This window comes from Salibacterium salarium, assembly GCF_030813635.1.
Taxonomy (GTDB): domain Bacteria; phylum Bacillota; class Bacilli; order Bacillales; family Marinococcaceae; genus Salibacterium; species Salibacterium salarium.
The window spans coordinates 123034-140801 of sequence record NZ_JAUSUM010000001.1; the positions used below are offsets into that span (position 1 = coordinate 123034).

22 protein-coding genes and 1 tRNA gene are annotated in these 17768 nt (G+C 41.2%); 7 read left to right on the top strand and 16 right to left on the bottom strand.

All coding sequences use genetic code 11. From position 1 onward, the window contains the following. Positions 1–123: 123 nt before the first annotated feature. Positions 124–1212, top strand: a complete 1089-nt coding sequence (locus J2S78_RS00615; protein WP_306895314.1) for an NAD(P)/FAD-dependent oxidoreductase — start codon at positions 124–126, stop codon at positions 1210–1212. A gap of 59 nt (positions 1213–1271) precedes the next feature. Here J2S78_RS00615 and eutB read toward each other — a convergent pair whose 3' ends face one another. After that, entirely contained in the window at positions 1272–2246 is a 975-nt protein-coding gene (gene eutB / locus J2S78_RS00620; protein WP_306895316.1) for a hydroxyectoine utilization dehydratase EutB, read from the bottom strand. 149 nt (positions 2247–2395) lie between these two features. On the opposite strand from eutB, the gene J2S78_RS00625 reads away from it, so the two are divergent. Then, positions 2396–3559, top strand: a complete 1164-nt coding sequence (locus J2S78_RS00625) for a M24 family metallopeptidase (RefSeq protein WP_370871508.1) — start codon at positions 2396–2398, stop codon at positions 3557–3559. A gap of 90 nt (positions 3560–3649) precedes the next feature. Continuing rightward, the gene (locus J2S78_RS00630) at positions 3650–4333 is read left to right on the top strand and encodes a TraR/DksA C4-type zinc finger protein (RefSeq protein WP_306895320.1); all 684 of its coding nucleotides are present in this window, start codon (positions 3650–3652) and stop codon (positions 4331–4333) included. A gap of 38 nt (positions 4334–4371) precedes the next feature. On the opposite strand, the gene J2S78_RS00635 is transcribed toward J2S78_RS00630, so the two are convergent. From J2S78_RS00635 to J2S78_RS00645, 3 genes are all read right to left on the bottom strand, one after another. Continuing rightward, positions 4372–6159 carry a hypothetical protein gene (locus J2S78_RS00635; RefSeq protein ID WP_306895322.1) on the bottom strand — a complete coding sequence of 596 codons (1788 nt, stop codon included), beginning with the start codon at positions 6157–6159 and terminating at the stop codon, positions 4372–4374. 55 nt (positions 6160–6214) lie between these two features. Next, entirely contained in the window at positions 6215–7309 is a 1095-nt protein-coding gene (locus J2S78_RS00640; protein ID WP_306895324.1) for a bifunctional glycosyltransferase family 2/GtrA family protein, read from the bottom strand. A 157-nt stretch (positions 7310–7466) separates the two neighbouring features. Then, on the bottom strand, positions 7467–7820 hold the full coding sequence (locus J2S78_RS00645; protein ID WP_306895326.1) for a YolD-like family protein: 354 nt from the start codon (positions 7818–7820) through the stop codon (positions 7467–7469). Between the two features lie 116 nt (positions 7821–7936). Here J2S78_RS00645 and J2S78_RS00650 point away from each other — a divergent pair, with 116 nt between their 5' ends. After that, positions 7937–8677 (top strand): hypothetical protein, encoded by a 741-nt coding sequence (locus tag J2S78_RS00650; RefSeq protein WP_306895328.1) that lies wholly within the window; start codon positions 7937–7939, stop codon positions 8675–8677. 235 nt (positions 8678–8912) lie between these two features. Here the strand turns inward: J2S78_RS00650 and J2S78_RS00655 are convergent, their stop codons facing one another. The 10 genes from J2S78_RS00655 to J2S78_RS00700 form a co-directional block, all read right to left on the bottom strand. Further along, a complete protein-coding gene (locus tag J2S78_RS00655; protein WP_306895330.1) occupies positions 8913–9566 on the bottom strand; it encodes a DUF4326 domain-containing protein in 654 nt (217 codons plus the stop codon). Between the two features lie 148 nt (positions 9567–9714). Continuing rightward, positions 9715–10104, bottom strand: a complete 390-nt coding sequence (locus J2S78_RS00660) for a hypothetical protein (RefSeq protein ID WP_306895332.1) — start codon at positions 10102–10104, stop codon at positions 9715–9717. A 126-nt stretch (positions 10105–10230) separates the two neighbouring features. Continuing rightward, positions 10231–11418, bottom strand: coding sequence for a CAP domain-containing protein (locus J2S78_RS00665; protein ID WP_306895333.1), 1188 nt, complete (start codon positions 11416–11418; stop codon positions 10231–10233). Between the two features lie 171 nt (positions 11419–11589). Then, positions 11590–11802: a hypothetical protein gene (locus J2S78_RS00670; RefSeq protein ID WP_306895335.1), complete on the bottom strand. Its 213-nt coding sequence runs from the start codon at positions 11800–11802 to the stop codon at positions 11590–11592. Between the two features lie 113 nt (positions 11803–11915). Continuing rightward, a complete protein-coding gene (locus J2S78_RS00675; RefSeq protein ID WP_306895337.1) occupies positions 11916–12428 on the bottom strand; it encodes a hypothetical protein in 513 nt (170 codons plus the stop codon). Positions 12429–12523: 95 nt separating this feature from the next. Next, the gene (locus J2S78_RS00680; RefSeq protein ID WP_306895340.1) at positions 12524–12922 is read right to left on the bottom strand and encodes a hypothetical protein; all 399 of its coding nucleotides are present in this window, start codon (positions 12920–12922) and stop codon (positions 12524–12526) included. Between the two features lie 492 nt (positions 12923–13414). Next, on the bottom strand, positions 13415–13834 hold the full coding sequence (locus J2S78_RS00685; protein WP_306895343.1) for a hypothetical protein: 420 nt from the start codon (positions 13832–13834) through the stop codon (positions 13415–13417). A 374-nt stretch (positions 13835–14208) separates the two neighbouring features. After that, positions 14209–14385, bottom strand: coding sequence for a YvrJ family protein (locus J2S78_RS00690; RefSeq protein WP_306895345.1), 177 nt, complete (start codon positions 14383–14385; stop codon positions 14209–14211). A gap of 221 nt (positions 14386–14606) precedes the next feature. After that, complete coding sequence (locus J2S78_RS00695; RefSeq protein WP_306895347.1) at positions 14607–14855, bottom strand: hypothetical protein; 249 nt, start codon at positions 14853–14855, stop codon at positions 14607–14609. Next, positions 14848–15384 (bottom strand): RNA polymerase sigma factor, encoded by a 537-nt coding sequence (locus tag J2S78_RS00700; protein ID WP_306895349.1) that lies wholly within the window; start codon positions 15382–15384, stop codon positions 14848–14850. The genes J2S78_RS00695 and J2S78_RS00700 overlap by 8 nt, the downstream gene beginning before the upstream one ends. 193 nt (positions 15385–15577) lie before the next feature. Between J2S78_RS00700 and J2S78_RS00705 the strand changes: the two genes are divergently transcribed. The 3 genes from J2S78_RS00705 (at position 15578) to J2S78_RS00715 (ending at position 16988) form a co-directional block, all read left to right on the top strand. Beyond that, a complete protein-coding gene (locus tag J2S78_RS00705) occupies positions 15578–15829 on the top strand; it encodes a glutaredoxin family protein (protein WP_306895351.1) in 252 nt (83 codons plus the stop codon). A gap of 58 nt (positions 15830–15887) precedes the next feature. After that, positions 15888–15961, top strand: a tRNA-Cys gene (locus J2S78_RS00710). Between the two features lie 241 nt (positions 15962–16202). Next, entirely contained in the window at positions 16203–16988 is a 786-nt protein-coding gene (locus tag J2S78_RS00715; protein WP_306895352.1) for a phospholipase A2 family protein, read from the top strand. A gap of 117 nt (positions 16989–17105) precedes the next feature. On the opposite strand, the gene J2S78_RS00720 is transcribed toward J2S78_RS00715, so the two are convergent. Both J2S78_RS00720 and J2S78_RS00725 read right to left on the bottom strand, forming a co-directional pair. Next, a complete protein-coding gene (locus J2S78_RS00720; RefSeq protein WP_306895354.1) occupies positions 17106–17360 on the bottom strand; it encodes a hypothetical protein in 255 nt (84 codons plus the stop codon). A gap of 90 nt (positions 17361–17450) precedes the next feature. Then, positions 17451–17705, bottom strand: coding sequence for a hypothetical protein (locus J2S78_RS00725; RefSeq protein WP_306895356.1), 255 nt, complete (start codon positions 17703–17705; stop codon positions 17451–17453). Between the last annotated feature and the right edge of the window lie 63 nt (positions 17706–17768).

A 17768-nucleotide genomic window follows, 5' to 3' on the forward strand; every position in this document is an offset into this window, starting at 1 on the left:
TGTTTTGTATGTACGACTATAAAAAGATGTTTGTCACTTTAGAAAATGAGGAAGAAATAGTTATAGAAGAAATCGTAGATACATATTAGAAGGTTTCGTTAGAAATAAAGGAGGCTATTTACATTGAGTCAACACGTCTTATTTGTTGGAGCGGGGCAAACCAACTTATCTGTCTTAAAAAATTGGAAAAAAAGAGCACCAAATCATGTAGAATGGACACTTGTTTCTCCTTCGAGATACCACTATTATTCTGAGATGTTCTCCGGTTATATCGAAGGAAAATACAGTCTCGAAGACATACGGATTGATATCAAAGCATTCTGTCAGCAACATGGTGGAAGATTCATTGAAGAAAAAATAACGGCGATTGATAAGAATAGGAATATCGTTTTGACAGAAAGCGGAAAATCGATTCAATATGATTTGCTGTCCGCTGATATTGGTTCACGCCATGCAGGAGGCAGTGTGCAAGGAGTACGGGAACATGCGCTGTTTGTAAAGCCGCACAATGAGTTTCCGACAACTGCAGATAAATTGCAGCGCACCGAATATCCGGTTATTGTCGGGGGAGGGTTTTCTGGTGTTGAACTTGCTTTATCCTTACAAGTCTGGCGCCAAAAACACGATATGAAAACACCTGTAACGTTAGTTAGTGCGACATCGATTTTGCCAAATGAAAAACAAGATGTGCGTGAGCAGGTGCGGAATCTGTTGGATGAACGAAAAATCTTGATTTATGAGAATACACCGGTTGATTCATTGGATGCACAAATTATTCATGCCGGGAACGAGATGATTTCTTACGGTGAAGTCTTGTGGGCAGAAGGGAACGAGCCGACTCTTCTGTTTGATTATGCGAATTTACCAGTTGATGAAAAAGGCTATCTTCTCGTCTCTTCTACGCTCCAATCGTTGGGGGACCCGGCGATTTTTGGCAGTGGTGATTGTGTAACAATAGAGGAATATCCTGTATTGAGAAAAGATGATGTCATTCGACAAGGCGAAATACTAGAAGAGAACATAATTCGTGTATTGAAGAATAAACAAAGACTGAAACGATTCCAGCCTAAAAAGAAACATGGTGCTGTACTGAATCTTGGGTTGAAGCAGGGCTTGTATCTTAACGGAGACAAGCACTCCATCAGCAGACGGGCATGGAAATGGAAAACACAAATGGATAAAAACTTTATGAAGCAATTTAATAAGTCATAAAGTAACGAGAAAACGGGCTTTATCAGATAGGATAAGCCCGTTACGTATGGTGAACGCATTTAGGATGAAAGATAAGGAGAAACAACGTGGTGATGGGTTTGCACATCAATACTGTTCCCTGTCACGACTACAACAATGGGCCCTGTTGGCTGCACGGAACCATCGAGTAAGGCACCGACACCTACTGCAGCAGCACCTTCCACGACAAGACGATGGTTTTCGTATAAAAATGCCATTCCTCGTGCAATGGACTTTTCGGGTAGTTGCAGACGTTGATCAACGCAGCGGGTAATTAGAGGAAGTGTATAGTGGTTTTCCGTACCAATCCCTCCAAGTAAACTATCCGCAATGCTGGGAGGTTCAGGTGCTTCTACCGGTCTCCCAGCTTTAATACTATCGTCCATCACCGCTCCTTTTTCAACAGATACTCCGATGACCTTAATCGCAGGGTCTGTCTCTTTTAACATAAGGCCGATTCCAGAGAGCAGCCCCCCTCCAGATAAACCGGTGAGTAACGTATCGACTTCCGGTAATTCTTCTAGCACTTCGAGTCCAATGGTTCCTTGCCCTGCAATAATGTCCGGGTGGTCGAATGGAGGAATCAGGACATATCCTTCTTCTTGTTGAAGACGCAAGCAGATTTGTGCAGCTTCATCTTGACTTTTTCCTTCGATATGAAGTTCTGCCCCACTTTCCCGTAATGCTTTAATTTTAGCGGAAGGTACGGTTTCTGATACACAAACGACAGCTCGTATACCGAGTTTTGCCGCTGCATAGGCTACGGCAAATCCGTGATTTCCTGTAGAAAATGTAATCACCCCTCGTTTTTGGTTGTCTGAGGAAAGGGATGCAATCATATTTGTCGCTCCTCGTAATTTAAACGCACCGGTTGCAAGCAGTTGTTCCAATTTTAAATAAACGGGTACTCCGGTTTGTTTACTTAGAGCAGTAGAGTAGACGAGAGGGGTACGTGGTAAGCTGTTCTGTATTCTTTTTCTAGCCAGCCATATGTCGCGAACACTCACTTTTCTCATAGCAATCCCTCCACAAAAATTTTTTATAGTCATGAATCGCTCTCTTCTAAGAATAAAGTGAATAATAAGCAAATGTCTATCGTATTTTGTCGGGTAACGGTGTTTGTTTTGAGGAAAAACAGAGGGGGCGTTACGACATGCGGTCATTAATGATGTTTTCAAAAAAAGAATATATGGAACGGCTACGACATGTGAAGAAAAAAATGAATCAAAAGGGGATTGACGTTCTATTTATCAGTGACCCTGCGAATATGAATTATTTGACCGGTTATGATGGCTGGTCGTTTTATGTACCGCAAATGGTCGTTGTCTTTCTTGAAGAAGAAGAGCCGTATTGGTTTGGGCGCGCTCAAGACGTAAACGGGGCTCGTGCCACATCATGGCTTTCTCCGTGTCATCTGCTTTCTTATGGAGATGAATATGTTCATTCTAAAGTGAAGCATCCGATGGACGTTCTCGCTGCTTGGATTAATCAGCATAAAAAGAAAGAAAAACGAGCCGGTGTAGAAATGGAGGCTTATTATTTTTCGCCCCGGGCGCTGCAATGTTTAGAATCAGGCTGTCACCAGATGACGTTCGAAGACGCACATCTGCTTGTCAATGAAGTTCGTATGGTTAAATCAGACAAAGAAATAACGTATATGAAAAAAGCTGGAAACATTGCAGAAGTAGCCATGCAAGCGGGCTATGATGCCGTGAAAGAAGGAGCAAGAGTGTGCGATGTGGCGGCTGCTATTTCTCATGCTCAACTTAGTGGCACGGCAGAATTCGGAGGAGATTATCCGGCGATTGTTCCACTACTTCCAACGGGAGTCCTCACGTATGCTCCTCATATTACATGGACGGATGAAAAAATAAAATCAGGAGATCCGGTTATTATAGAATTAGCAGGTTGCTATGGAAGGTACCATGCACCACTAGCGCGAACGATTACCGCCGGCAAACCTAATACTGTATTTAAAAATTTGTCTGAAGCTGTGATGGAAGGTATAGAAGCTGTGTTACATCAAGTCAAACCGGGGATAAAATGTGAAGACATTGAACAAATATGGCAGGACACAATTGCCCGACATGGATATTGTAAAGACTCGCGAATAGGCTACTCCATTGGAGTGAATTACCCGCCTGATTGGGGAGAGCATACAGCCTCTTTGCGTCCCGCAGATAAAACAATATTGAAACCAAATATGACATTTCATCTCATTCCCGGCATTTGGCTGGAAGAATTAGGTGTAGAAATAAGCGAAAGTTTTGTTGTTACCGCAAATGGCTGTGAGCTTCTCAGTAATTTTCCACAGTGTTCTTATTCATAGTCGTTCTTTTGCTTTTTTCCAGAAAAATTCCCGAAAAAATGAATTGGTTTAAGAGCATACTAATTCTCAAAAGGAGATAAAGGGGAGAGAATGGTGAAAACTAATTCATTTTTTCAAGATATAAAAAAACGATTAAATGATCGATTACATGAATTACAGCATAGACAAACCGAACATGGTGAAATGGATGTAGAATTTGCACAAGAGTCCATCGGGGAGTTATCCAATTATGATAATCACCCAGCTGATCAAGCTACGGGATTGTATGAACGGGAAAAAGACTTAGCGCTCGAGCAGCACACAGACCGGGAAGAAATTCGGATTCAAAAGGCACTGGAGGCAATCGATGAAGGAACGTATGGGACGTGCAGAAAATGCGGCGCCGATATTCCGATTGAACGATTGAAAGCAGAGCCAACTGCTCTTGAATGCGTTCGTCATTCGTATGATGAACCGAGATGGGACGACCGCCCGGTAGAAGAAGACAGATTAATTCCTGGAAAAGGCGGGTTCACCAATACGACAACGGAGGGCGTTGAAAATGATCGATTTGATGCCGAAGAAACGTGGGAGCAAACGGCAGCATATGGATCCTCCGACACCCCGCAAGATACCTATAACCCTTCTGAATTTTATGAAGGTATGTTTGGGGACGCGGATAGCGAGACAGGAGAAGAGGACATGATTGATGGATTTTCAATGACGGATAGTGAAGGAAATCCTATCGATTTTGACCACGACGTTGATTTCTCTAATGTGTATTTAAGAAGATAGTGATGCTGTCTAAGAATGTAAAGACCAGTTGAGCCATCCTATTGGTTTGGCTGGTTTTTATAATGTATTGGTTTTGATGCGATCACACCATCTTCTATATGATATAGCCCGGGTTCGATGTTTTCCACACTACTGTTTTCTGTCAGGCACATTTCCATTTCTGAAGTAATCTTGATAACCATGAGATAACGGGATTTATGGATGTCCTCGATTAAGCTTTCCTTTTCTTTTGCTGACGTACACATGGTATGGACAAAGGTGTTTGCTGTCATACGTTCATATCGCATCAAGTGCCGCAAAAAACCGTGGTCAGACTCGCCAATATCGTTGAGGAGTGTGATACGGGTATTTGGAGAAATATTCTCTTGTTGTCGCAACTCAGTTAGGAGATTGGAAGCCGTTGGCCGTAAGTCTGTATTGGCATAGCCATGGGTGAAAAAGGAGCGGCCGTCATCTAAAAACGGAGTCATGACGGACAAACAGATTACCACGACTGCTAGTTTTGGAAGCCACAGATAAGAATATGAGTTCTGTTTATCCATCCACTCTTTTAATACAAAGGTAATTAAAATCCCGATGAAAAAGATAGCAGCTGACGATTGATAACGGGTGAATCCTGCTAAATTTTCGGCTTCCCCTTCAGGCATTAAATACAAATACAGCAAGTACAATAATGCAATATACAAGACATAAAAAACATTTACAAAAATGGTCGCAAACATTAGAGTTTGGGGCGTTTTTTTGTATAAATAGAGTATGACGACGATCGAGCTGACAGCTATGGCATTGGCAATCAGCATACCCTGAAACATATTGGATGAGATATCGAACGCAGCATCCCATACGTTAGGAAGCAGTGTTGCGATAACTTCTTGGGATTTATTGATATCCATAAGCGTATCTTTCGTGATGGAAAACTTGCTTAATTGATTCTCTGATGAATAAGCATTATCAACATACCGGGACCAAAGTAAATGGATGAAGAGGGGGACGAGTATCGTAGACCCTGCTGTATATCCCAGGGTATAAAGCTTTTGTTGTGTAGATAATGAGTTTTTTTTAATCAAACGAACGAACAGACCGATAATCCAAAGGAAACAAAATGTCAAAAATATTTTTCCGCTGTCCTTTGTTAAAACCAAAAGTGATAATACCGGCAGAATGGTAATCGTCATTCGTTTCCAGTCATCCCGGTAATAGTAGGCAATAACGATAATAGCTATGGATAAATAGGCCAACAATGGATCTACTAGCAATGTGTAGAAACTTCTACTGTTTACAAACAGTAATATGGCAGGAATGAATAGAAATCCCACAAGATAGAATGGATTTTTCCAAGAACAGAAGATAAAGATGGAAGAAAGGGCACCAGCAATGAGAATAGCTTGTGAGATTAATGCCATGCTTTCCGAAAAACCTGTAATAGTCACGATGTAGTAGATGAATAAAGCTGAGCCCGGAGGATAGGAGGTGTAGGTAATAATGGTCGATTCATCCGGCAGGCTGTTGGACTGAAACAGTTCTTTTACAATAATTCCCCAATGGCTGAAATTATCGAAATGAATAAAAATAAAATCTTTCAATAAGAAGATAAAACAAACGCAGGCCGCCGTAAAAAATATAGCAGCCGGCGATAAGATATGGGCCCACCGTTTTTGGGAATAGGTCACCACGACATAGATTAAAAATAAAAATCCGGCTATGAAAATGCTGTAAGCTGTTTCTTGAAGGATGTTTAACAGGCCGGCAAGGAATAAAAGGACAGCAATACTTGAAAAGAGAAACAGAGGGATAATAGCGGGAGCGAATTGATATTTGAATCGCAAAAATAAACCGAACCCCGCAAACGATAAAACTAAAAGGGATAATGCTACGAATACATTAATGATCTTTCACCTCTTTGACAACATAAGCTGTGCCTTGTTTGAAAACCCACGAACGTTGAATATAAAAGCTTAATAAAAACAAGAAGGAATCCACACCGATTTTAATCCATACTTCATGGGCACCGATGGAGTGATAAAGGATGTAGACTCCCCCTGCCGACGCTCCCATTTGTATAACAGCTAACGTGTAATACTTAGTCAGTGTGTGTTTGGTGTATGCATAAGAACGAAAAACGATATTTCTGTTTAAAAAATAATTGAACAAAGAAGACAAGACTCTTGCAAGGACTGTCGCAAGCAGAATAAACCCCATCGGCATGAGAGCTTTAAGCAGTGTAGAAAATAAGGCGAACAATCCTACATCGACTACAAATGACGCTAGAGACGAAAATAAAAACCTCAAAAAAACATAATATATTTTGATGGAATCTATGACAGGATTGAAATGAGAAGACTCATTGTTATCAATATAAATGGTGTCAATGGTCACTTCTTTAATCTCCCGATGATACGTTTTGCAAGCTAAAATCATCTTCATTTCGAATTCATATCTATCACCACTTACGTTCAACAGCTGTTCGGCAAATCCTTTAGAAATGCCGCGTAATCCTGTCTGTGTATCGGTTATTTTCATACCAGATGCTGCTTTTACGACACCTTTGGTCAAGACGTTTCCAAAACGGCTGCGAAGCGGCATGTCTTCCGTTGAAAAATCGCGAACCCCGAGTATCAACTTCGAAGGTTGCTCAGCAAGTTCCGCTGCTACTTTTTTAATATCGCTTGGGGTGTGTTGTCCGTCGGCATCCGCTGTAATCACACCAGTGCCGTCCGGGTAGTTTTCACTATAGTAAGAAAAGGCTGTTTTTAGAGCTTTGCCTTTTCCTTGATTTATCGTATGCGTTAATACGGTGCAGGTAGGATATTTGCGGACGACGGCGAATATGGGATCGTACGCTTCACCGCTCCCATCATTTACAATAATAATTGCCTGGAAGTCTTCTGCGGAAAGTTCTTCTATCATGTCTATCAGTTTGTAATCAGGGTTAAATGCTGGTATTACAATGGAAATGTGTTTATATGTATGTGCCATATTCGAAGCATCGCCTCTCCATCGAATGATAAAAAAGGGGGCGCCTAGGTGTGGGCCCCTTACTTAATAACCATTCTTGCCGATTTTTGTTATTTTACACATCGGCATAGTGGTATTTCTTTGTTTGGAAAAAGGCATGTCATGCAACGATCCTAGGTTATTGTGCTTTGTATAGGTCAACATTAACGAGTTTGTGAAAGGAAAGGTAATGGACGCCGTCTTGCGTCATTAAATGAAATTGTTGTTGGGCGTGGTTAATGTAGTGACAAACCCCAATGACTTCAAAGAATAATCCATCCTGCCAGTATGTGAAACGAAGTGAGTCATTATTGCGCATTGCGTCACTTAGAAGCCATTCAAGTTCTTCCCATCGTTGTGGATCGAGCTCGGGCTTTTTGGCTTTGTTATGTTTTTCTTGGTGTTTCAGCCATTGTTCCCGATGTTCCGGCAGAATCATGCGCGAAGATTCCCAGCGCATATTAGATCCTGGTGTCAACTTATTTCCTTTCATTAGTCATCCCTCCTGTTTTTATTATATGGGAACAAATGTTCTTTTAAAACCTTTAATTTTTTCCAATAAACGTGAGTGATACAATAAGGAAAAAAAGACAGGGAGTGGGGGATGAGATGTCTAAATGGACAACCGCTCAAGTAAGTATTGTATGTTTGCTTATTTTGGCAGTTCTGATATCAGATTTGCTTCTTGAAAATGTATTTGTTATTAAGACAGTTGGAGGGCAGGTTCTTTCTCAGGGATATTTTATATGTGTCATCACTATTGTTTTTCTAGCGCTTCACTTTTTCTGCTATTGTGAACTGCAAAAAGAAAAAAATATATTTCAACGTTCGTTTATTTCATACATAGGGAAAATTAGTTTTGCGTTGTTTGTACTATTTATCATTGGATCAATGACGGTGTTTGTATCACTTCCTGTTTTCCAAGTGATCTCTGATTTTCGATTAATCGCATATTTGTTTATTTTTATCGGATTAGCACTGTTATACTTTACACTTTTTGGTTTCGTGAGGGCTTTGATTACGGATAGACATTCATCGGAGATTATGACAATAAAAATAACCACAATTGCACTTTGGGAGGCGGTGCGGTTCTTCGAGACACTGGCGCCGTTTGGCCATGGTTTTGCGAAGCCGTTGTTCAGCGCTGTGATCGCGAAAAGCGATACGCGCCGGGTGTTTTACATGGGCGCAGACAAACAGCATGTGAAACTTGTGCTTACAAATGGTTTAACGGTGATTCACTGGAACGGTGCATCGGTGTTTAAAGGATGGGGTGAAAAGGACACGGACGATGATGCGGTGTTTGCTGTGACAGGGGAATTAGGCGTGAACACGTTTAACAATCATTAATCGCTGCAGCTGATTATTAAGAAAATCACGGCGACGTGATGGAACAGGCGGTGTGATAACACCACCTGTTTTTTTTATTTCTTATACTCATAAAAAAATCCGGTATCAGAAATAAACACCGGGGTGGACGATATAGGTCGGTATGTTTTTGCTCTCTGCATATCGCAGTGGTCGACCATACCGTGATTGCGTTCGTTTAACAATCGGGCCGCCTCTTTACGGCGATTGGTTGGGTTTACGTTTTCCAGAGAGCCGTAGAGGGTTGTCTGGTCGGCCTGTTCAACCTGTTTGTGCCAAAAATTGATATCGTTTTGGTTACCCATGCGCTTGGCTGCTCGTTCATTGGGATTTCAGCATGAAACTGTACGCGATCAGAATGTTTGGTTTTCATGGCCAGAATAGCTTTCGACCAGATTGTGTCCCCATCAAGAGCCAGGCCTGAGTGACCGACGATGTTATAGCCAGACCTGAGATTTCGTTCGATATAGGCTTCGAGATCACGCTGCAGGGCTGTGTATCCTGGATGATGAAGATTATACCCGCCCAGTTTGGTTGACCAGTGCCCGGTAAAGCCAATGTGCAGCGTTGTCGATGGAGTTTTTGGTTTCACCCCTGCATCGGCTAGTTCAGCCAAAATATCGCCGTGGCAGGGGTGTGGTTTGCAAAAACATCCCAGTGTTTGGCCCTGCAGTTCGTGAAGGCTGTCTAAAAGATCGGGTTGGTTCATCAACCAGTTTTTGTATGCCTCAATCGATGCTTCTCTGCTTTCGATTTTATACGCGGCCTTCGTATGGTCCAAGTGTGAGAATGGATTACCCCATTTAGAGCCGCGGCCGATATAAACATTAAAGGCTTCGTGTTTTTTGTTGACGACGGTTGTTTTGGCCATGAGAAACCCTCCTGTTTTTTTATTTTATGAAGCTCCTTTTATATCGTTTATTTTGCTGTTCAGAAGTATTATCGGAAAAAATAAAAGGGTTTTGGATACATGGCTTAAATTAATGGCATAGACGGACGGGACTACGGACGGTTCGGATTTAGGTATCTGCTTTGTTTGTTTTATTGGATAAAGATGGGTCTAGCTTTTTTTCTTGTATTAATTCCCGTTTATAGGCGCGGTAATTTTGCATGTTCTTCCGGCCTTTTTCCCGATTATAATACCGACCGTTCTTTTGGCGGTTCTGGGCTAATTTTTTGTGCCGAGTTTCGCGTTCGGGAAACAAGATAAATTGGATTAACCGCCGGTCTACGTTATGTTTGGCGGCGAGGGCTGTCATGGTTGGACGTTGTTTTTCGGGGGTGGCAAAATACGTGTCACGGATGGCCTGCTTATCGTCTGTGGTGAGTTTCACGCGGCGATCGAGCGCCTCGGGTGTTTCGTTTGGCCTGTTTTGATGAAGGTTGATGCTGTCGATAGGGCTTGGCATGGGAAAGCACTCCTTTTTTTCAGATGTTTTATAAAAGGGTTGGTAGAGTAAACTGTCTCGAAAAAAGGCATAAAAAAAAGAGAAGCAGGGTTTCTGCTTCTCTTTAAGAGGTCGTTGGAGATATTTTTATTCGGTCAGTTCGATGGTGACATTTTCCTGTCGGGCGTTTTCTTCTTCCAGTCTTTCAGCTTCTTCAGCTTCGCTGACTCCATTGGTTTCTTGATGGCTGTTAGAATCTACAGTGCTGATAAACATTTGAGTCCAGCGCCCTGTCCCCTTGTCGCCATCTGCTAATCCTACTCCTATGTGAGTGAGATTAGAGTTCATGATGTTTTTCCGGTGCCCCTCGGATGCCATCCAACTGTCTACCACTCTCTTTGGGGAGGGGGATGATGTGCTGGCAATGTTTTCAGCGGCTCTTCCGTAGTCAATGCCGTAGTCTTCCATCATGTCAAACGGACTGCCGTATTTTGGACTTTCATGCTCCAAATAGATATTGTCCCGCATGTCTTCGGATTTGTCCCGTGCGGCCTCTGAGAGTTTTTCATGACGTTTAAGCGGGTCAAGGCCTTCGGCTTCTCGTTCTTCGTTTGTTAATTTGATAACTTCCTGTTCGAGTTCATCGACTGTTTTACCTTCATCGGATTCGTTATCAGCATCGCTGTCGTCTTCTTTGCTCTCTTCTTCATCGTTTTCCCCGGTTTCATCGTCTGATGATTCAGGGGTATTAATAACAGGACCCTGTTCCTCTTCGATTCGGTTCAGAAAGACCACAAATTGAGCACGGGTTAAGCTGTGGCTGGGCGCGTATCGATCCATTCTGGAATCGCCGTCTCGGCTACCGGTTGTCAGGCCCTCATCAAACAGGTAATCCACCGCGACTTCCAGACCGGGGTCTTTTTGATGCAGCGCGGCGATGGTTTCCGCGATGACCCCTCTTGTAACGTCTTCGTTCCGAGCGCTGTTGTCGTTATAGCCTTTGAGCGGTATACCATAAGGTTCTAATGTGTCATATACATCATCTGCCCAGTGGTCCGGGTTTTCTGATGTTTCCCCTTCATCAAGACTGTCGTTGTAATAATTTTTAATGATACTGGCGAACTGAGCTTCGGTGAGAGCGTTACTTGGTCGAAAAGTGTTATCGTCATAACCACTGATGACATTCGATTCATGACTCCATTCAATGGCGTCCGCTGCCCAGTAGTCGGTGTCAATGTCCTGGAAGTTTTCTACGTTGTCGGCGCTGGCTGTGTTTCCAGCGACCAGACCGACTCCAAGCACCCCTCCGATAATAAGTTTTGTATGTTTTTTCATTTTTTTTATCCTTTCTTGTTTTGGTATTATTTTCTTATTTTATCACATTATTTTTTGAAAAAACCCACTCATTCTCTGGCAGCACTTTTATGATATTTTGACCCTTGTTTTTGTGTCAGGGGTGGGTTTTTTATTTCTTGATCTGCATGGCACAAGGATGATGGCGTCATGCTAACCCGGCCACAGGCTTTGGAGTTGTGATTTATTAATAATACCCGATCCAAAGCCGATACAAATAATGCCTGCGATTAGCAGAAGGAAAGCAAAATCGTGATCGAATTTTGACGTGCTGCGGCTGTTTATCGTGGCGAAACTTCCGAAAAGCATGAATCCTCCTACGATGAGAGTTATCGTGGAACCGTCCATATGATTTAGAAACTCCACCGCAACTCCTCCCTTGTTTTTTAAGACGTGTTTTCTAACTATATTGTACCATTTTTGTTATTTTATAGGGGTTTTTTGTTTATTCAAAAATAAGAACCTTTTACCCCTTACCTCTAATAAAACCTGAGCATATATACTGATTTATTCAAGTCAATTGCTTTCTCGACCTTCTTTATAAATGAATTGTCATTAATGTTTAGAACCTCGATGATTTTTAGCATATTATGAGGATTTGCAAGACTTCTGACATAATCATCCACACTTAAACCTTTATGTGATTGATAAAACGAAGATAGGCTTTGACGTTCAATATTTATTTCCTTCGCTAACATCCAAGCTGCTTTTTTATGTTTTGCTGAAACAAAGTAATCAAGCCATTTCTGCATGTAATGTTCTTCAAAATATGGTTTTATTTCTAAAACAAGCTCTTTTAAGTGTTCTCTATTTTCAGCTTGTTTTCTTTCTTTTTCAGCTTTAGCGATGTTTTCCTTTTCTTCGCATGTGGGGCAATTTATGATTATATGCTCTCTATTTCTATTCCAGTCGTCCATTTCCCTTATTTCTGTATAGGTACTTTTACCGCAGGTACATGGATACTCTCTGCGAGATATTTCTTCCCAGCTCATTTTTCAATCTCTCCTAGCTTTCCTTTTAATTCAGCAAAGTTTAACAGCCGCATTCGCATATATAAATGCGAATATTTTATTCGCCCTCTGGTTGCTTATGTTATTAGATGTGTTCTTTGTTCTAAATCGGCTATGAGTCTGGTTATTTCATTAGTAATGTATTGGGTGTCCAACCCTTTGTCTTTTTCACTGTATCTAACGTAGTCCACCAGGGCGTCCATGTTTTTGATGGTGTGTTTGTATTTCTGTATGATTTTTTCCTGCTGTGCGATATGAGAGAGGAGGTTTGGAACATCTGCTCTGGCGTTTGCAATGAAAACGGCGTTTTCGTCCTTTGTTGTCTGTGCTGTTAATATGCCGTTTAGTGTTCCGATGTTATTGGCGCCGTTTGGTGATTTTCTACCGATCTCCCAGGGCCCCGGGGCGGCATTGTCGGTCCGTTCTCTGATTTGGGTCAACTCTGTATTCGTTAGTGTGCTATTTTTTGAATTCATCAAAACATCTCCTTTTTTATTTAGCATAGCGATATAAAACGACCGGTGTTTCGGGAAAGGCGTGGGCTGTGACATGGAGACACAGGTACGTGACATACCCCGCCGCCCTGGTGTGATAGGCGGTCCAGTGAATGGGTCGCATTACCGCAAAGTTATACGATGCGGCCCGGTATGAGGTATGATATGGGGTTCTATAGCTGTGACAAAATGTCACATGAGGGTGTCCGTTTGTGTCCTAATGTCATATGGCTGTGGTACGGGGACATAGATTTGTGACCGTTTGTGACTAGAGGTCATAACCATGTGACATGAAGTCATAGCCTCCCAAACCGGACGGATAGACGCCCCGGAGGTCTGCCCCGTCTTTGCTGTTCCATCAAAGGGTTTAGGGTTTTAAAACATCAGACAAGAATAGTCTGGTACTCCAGAAGATACGGGGTGGGTCTGGTTTTATAAAAAAAAACACGCAGCGGGTTTCGCTGCGTGCGGATCTTAGCTTTTCAGGTCGACGCCTGTAACGTCTTTGATTCTGTCTTTCATGGCGGCGGCGATTTCTTCATCTGGTATGTCGCCGCCGCACCAGGCAACAAAAAGTTTCGTGGCGAAGTCTTCGGTCGGCATGTTCATGATTTTTTCGGCCTTGGCGTTGACGTCGTGATCATAACACTGCTGGGCCGCCCTTCTTGTTTCGAACAGGGACGGGCAGAACCCTTCGGTCATTTCGGACAGCGTATCGGGCGTCAGTTCGAATTCGAGAGAGATAGATTCTCCTTTTTTACTACGGGCCCATAGCTCGTTTCCTTTTTGGACAACCTCTATGTCGATGATAAGCTGCTGAGGATCGTTCACGTTATAGGCGTCGCGGTGAAGAAAGTAGAGGTTTTGGTTTGGTTTGATATCTTCGAAATTCATAGAGAAACCCTCCTGGTTTTTATTGTCTTTGTTTTATGTACCGGCCCCGGAGCGTAAGCGACGGGGCGTTTTCGTGTAAGATTGATACTAGGTTCCTTCAGCTGCGGTTATATCGCTCCCATCTGATGCGCTTTGAAATATTTTCGGTGGCGTCGACGCGCCCCTGCCAGTAAGCCAGAGCTTCGCTGTCTTCCTGGATATCGGTGAGCTGCTGTACCTTTTCTTTTGCCTCCTGTCTTTCTTTTTGAATCAAATGGCTGATGTCGGCGGCGTCTAAATTCGGGTTTGTTCCGGGTGCGGGGCGGGTCTGGTTTTATAAAAAAAACCGCCAGCTTCAGAAAAGCTGATCGGTTTAGGATTTTCCCTTGAATATTTTATTTTCGTTTTTGTTTCCCATAAACGTGCATTTCACAATGATTCGTTGTATTTCGGGGTTCTTCATGAATGACACAAATAAGCATATTAATTTTTCGCTCCAATCGAAATAACACATACACCGTAACAGCAATGGGAAAACCTACTCTATTTATGATCTCAACATATTCCATCATTTTTGTCCCCATTATGATTTGTGCAAAAATCTTGAATCGTATTCGCTGCTCGTTGTACATGTAATAGCGTATCATAAAGTAGTGCTTTTTCTTCCGTGGTTAATTGGTTATTTTCCAACATAGTCGAAATCGTAGAACTTAAACATCGACAATCGCATAGACAGTCAAACACTTCTTGATTCAAATAATCACACCCTTCACGTATTGTACTCCGAATTCTATTAGTCCGTACGCAGATAGTTTGATATATCAGGGATTTCCGCCCATTTATATTGCAGAGCAAGTATAATCACTTTTATTTTTAATTCCTGTTCCAAATCCGCCCGTTCTTCTGGATTGGTTTGAAGGATGGCTTTTTTAATTTTAGGTTCAAAACGCTGGATCATTAATGCCATATCGCTTGCGCTTTGCTCAGGTTCGTATTTCTGAATATTCTCAACCATATTTGTTATAGATTTACTATCACTCATCATAATATCTCCTTAATTGAACAAATGCTCTGTTTTTGATCCTGGAAATAGACTGTTGAGACTGTTCAAATATATGGCCAATTTCTCCGTCTGTATAGCCGTAAACAAATGATAACGATAAAACATCCTGTTGTTTCGACGTCAGAGCCATCCAGGCTTTATAAAGATTTTGAGAAGACAAATGGCTCTCTAGTGATAAACCATTGCTTTCTTCATCTGAAGAAAGCAAATCTTTAGGTGTACCGCCTTCCTCCATAGGCTGATCCAGCCATACCTGGTTTCTTTCAGAAAAAAGACGTGCCTTTTTATCAAAGTTAACAGCTGTGTAATGAATCGATTTTGACATATAAGCAACCAGTCTTTGTTCCTGTACGAATTGATAAAATTTTGACTGTAAGAGGGCTTTTTTAAATGTTGTAGGATGAAGAATATACTCCCGAAATAGATGCTCGTACTCCTCTTTCTTAATAAATGTTGTCCAGTGAGATTCAAAAGGGAGTTTTGAATGATGAGAACAATAGGTTTTCATAGAATCACTCCTTTTTACGAACACATGTTCTATTGGAAAAGTAACACAATTGCCTAAATTTTTCAAATAGCAATCTATCAAGTAAAGACAAAAAAATTATTTTAACAACAACCCTTAAAAATTCATTTTTTAGGTTGTATTTTGGTTTGTTTTTTCTTCTTTGTTAAATAGAAGCGATGAAAGGAGAGGTAAAATGAGTGAAAATAAAGAAGTGACGGTTTACATTCAGGAGACATGTGTTCATTGTCACCGGCAGCTAGAATGGATGAATCAAAACAATATTGATTTTGAAAAGAAAGATGTGTCTCGGGAAAAAAACAAAGAGGAGTTCATCAATCTAGGAGGACGCGGAACCCCCTATACGATCGTGACAGATCAAAATGGAAATCAGGAGAAGATTCAAGGATTCCAACGTGAACACTTAGAAAACCTCATTCTTTTTTAATGAGGGTTGTTATTTCCAGCCTTGTTCTTTCTTTACCGAGTGAACCTTGAAAGAACAGGGCGATGTAGCCAAGAGGCAAGGCGGAGGTCTGCAAAACCTTGAACCCCGGTTCGAATCCGGGCATCGCCTCCACAAATTAATTTATGGAGGTGAGAAAAAGAGTAGATGATTTAATATATCTATTTTTCCAATAGTATGAGAAATATACCCTGGGGAATAGAAGCTATTAGGGCTCCCGATCTATGGGATGTTTTGAAGCTAAAGAAGTTTCAGGGTCAAAAAAATCGAGAAGAATTTTTTCAATTAGAAGGGACTAGAACGCCTTTCACGGAGATTGAAGAAAGAGATGGAGAAATTGAAGAGGAGTATGTATATGAGTATTTATGAACGTGTGATTACTGGAGACGAGCTATCTACACTTATTTCAAGCTTCACCAACAGAGAATCTTTTAAACTGGCTGTTGAAAAAATTGAAGAAACGACTCCATTAGACGATCGTGCTCATGATGAGTCTAAAGGATTTGAAGTTATTCATGAGGACAAAGCAGAAAAGGAAGATGAAATTCCTCATGAAACGACTCTCTATCTAAAATATGCAGATAACATTTTAATTAAGCTGACAGAATTAGTGTGGAAAAAAAGTGAAAACAGCAAGTCTTTTTTTACTATTGATTCGGAAGTTTTAGAAAAAAAAGATGCCAAAACAGTGAAGCACAAAACTTCTATTGACGACGGCGTAGTCGCGTTTTCCAAATCTATTGATAAACCAGTGGATACTGAACTTGTAATTCCGGACTATTTAGAAGTCTCAAATAAAGAAGGTGATATATCTGCACAAGACACAGATATTTACTGTTTTCAATGGGATGGCACTGGAACATGTTGTGAATTTCGTTATAACGGAGATAGAGACAACCCCCTTGTCACTTACAACTGGTGTGGTGAAAACTGCGGGGGTGGGTGTACAGATTTACTTGAAACAGTAAACTTTTTAGATGCTTGCTGTAAGATACATGATTGCTGCTATAAGGAAACCCCTGGCTATCCACTCCGTTGTTCTTGTGACCAAGATTTTATCGATTGTGCTCGGCTCACAGATGAGGCCGGAGGTAGCCGTATGATAATTGCATTTCAAATCCAAATGACTCGTCATTGTTAGTATTTGCATATAAATGATCAGCGTTCGATAATTTCATCGTTCGCTGTTTATTTATTGTATGAAAAGTTCTTTTTCATCAGGGGAGAGGCTCTACTTCCAGAACACGTTAACTTTATTCTAGCAGAAACACTCACCAAGACTACTTGCTAAAATAAGCAAAATTGTCATTGCAAACGTTGCACCGTTTAATATAATTCCTGCCAACAATGGTGCCCATTTCTTTGAGATAACGGCAAAAACAACTCCTAAAGTTGATAATGTACAAAATATACCTGCCCAAAAGCTCAAATTGTTATTAGGCCCTGTTGAAAGGAAGAATAAACTAACATTAATAACTACCATTAATAAAGATAAGATGCCATATCTATTCATCTTCCAACCCCCTCCCTAATTTTTTCTATGTGAAATGCTTTTTAATCAGGTTTTGGCAGTAAATTTAAATGTATTGATGTTATGACTGCTTTAACAGTAACAATCATCTAGGCTATCTACCCACACCATTACATATGTTAATGCAAATACAGAACCATTTAGTGCAATTCCTGCACTCATTGGTAACTTTTTCTTTGAAAAAATGGCAAAAACAATTCCAAGTGTTGATAATGTACAATGAATAGCTACCCAGAAACTTAAATTGTAGGTGGGTCCTCTTACGAGTAAATAAAAACTAACATTAATAACGACCAACAATAACGATAGTATTCCATATCTATTCATACTCCTTCCAATTCCTCCTCTCTATTATATACCTTTCTCTGCTAAAAACTTCTTCCCATAAAC

Excerpts from the sequence above, each read along its gene's own strand:
- J2S78_RS00705 (WP_306895351.1), top strand. The coding sequence starts at position 15,578 with ATGAGTGAAAATAAAGAAGTGACGGTTTACATTCAGGAGACATGTGTT.
- J2S78_RS00685 (WP_306895343.1), bottom strand. The coding sequence starts at position 13,834 with ATGAATTTCGAAGATATCAAACCAAACCAAAACCTCTACTTTCTTCAC.
- J2S78_RS00680 (WP_306895340.1), bottom strand. The coding sequence starts at position 12,922 with ATGAATTCAAAAAATAGCACACTAACGAATACAGAGTTGACCCAAATC.
- J2S78_RS00720 (WP_306895354.1), bottom strand. The coding sequence starts at position 17,360 with ATGAATAGATATGGCATCTTATCTTTATTAATGGTAGTTATTAATGTT.
- J2S78_RS00725 (WP_306895356.1), bottom strand. The coding sequence starts at position 17,705 with ATGAATAGATATGGAATACTATCGTTATTGTTGGTCGTTATTAATGTT.
- J2S78_RS00695 (WP_306895347.1), bottom strand. The coding sequence starts at position 14,855 with ATGAGTGATAGTAAATCTATAACAAATATGGTTGAGAATATTCAGAAA.
- J2S78_RS00660 (WP_306895332.1), bottom strand. The coding sequence starts at position 10,104 with ATGCCAAGCCCTATCGACAGCATCAACCTTCATCAAAACAGGCCAAAC.
- J2S78_RS00665 (WP_306895333.1), bottom strand. The coding sequence starts at position 11,418 with ATGAAAAAACATACAAAACTTATTATCGGAGGGGTGCTTGGAGTCGGT.
- J2S78_RS00640 (WP_306895324.1), bottom strand. The coding sequence starts at position 7,309 with ATGGCACATACATATAAACACATTTCCATTGTAATACCAGCATTTAAC.
- J2S78_RS00715 (WP_306895352.1), top strand. The coding sequence starts at position 16,203 with ATGAGTATTTATGAACGTGTGATTACTGGAGACGAGCTATCTACACTT.
- J2S78_RS00625 (WP_370871508.1), top strand. The coding sequence starts at position 2,396 with ATGATGTTTTCAAAAAAAGAATATATGGAACGGCTACGACATGTGAAG.
- J2S78_RS00630 (WP_306895320.1), top strand. The coding sequence starts at position 3,650 with ATGGTGAAAACTAATTCATTTTTTCAAGATATAAAAAAACGATTAAAT.
- J2S78_RS00655 (WP_306895330.1), bottom strand. The coding sequence starts at position 9,566 with ATGGCCAAAACAACCGTCGTCAACAAAAAACACGAAGCCTTTAATGTT.
- J2S78_RS00645 (WP_306895326.1), bottom strand. The coding sequence starts at position 7,820 with ATGAAAGGAAATAAGTTGACACCAGGATCTAATATGCGCTGGGAATCT.
- J2S78_RS00675 (WP_306895337.1), bottom strand. The coding sequence starts at position 12,428 with ATGAGCTGGGAAGAAATATCTCGCAGAGAGTATCCATGTACCTGCGGT.
- eutB (WP_306895316.1), bottom strand. The coding sequence starts at position 2,246 with ATGAGAAAAGTGAGTGTTCGCGACATATGGCTGGCTAGAAAAAGAATA.
- J2S78_RS00700 (WP_306895349.1), bottom strand. The coding sequence starts at position 15,384 with ATGAAAACCTATTGTTCTCATCATTCAAAACTCCCTTTTGAATCTCAC.
- J2S78_RS00650 (WP_306895328.1), top strand. The coding sequence starts at position 7,937 with ATGTCTAAATGGACAACCGCTCAAGTAAGTATTGTATGTTTGCTTATT.
- J2S78_RS00690 (WP_306895345.1), bottom strand. The coding sequence starts at position 14,385 with ATGATGGAATATGTTGAGATCATAAATAGAGTAGGTTTTCCCATTGCT.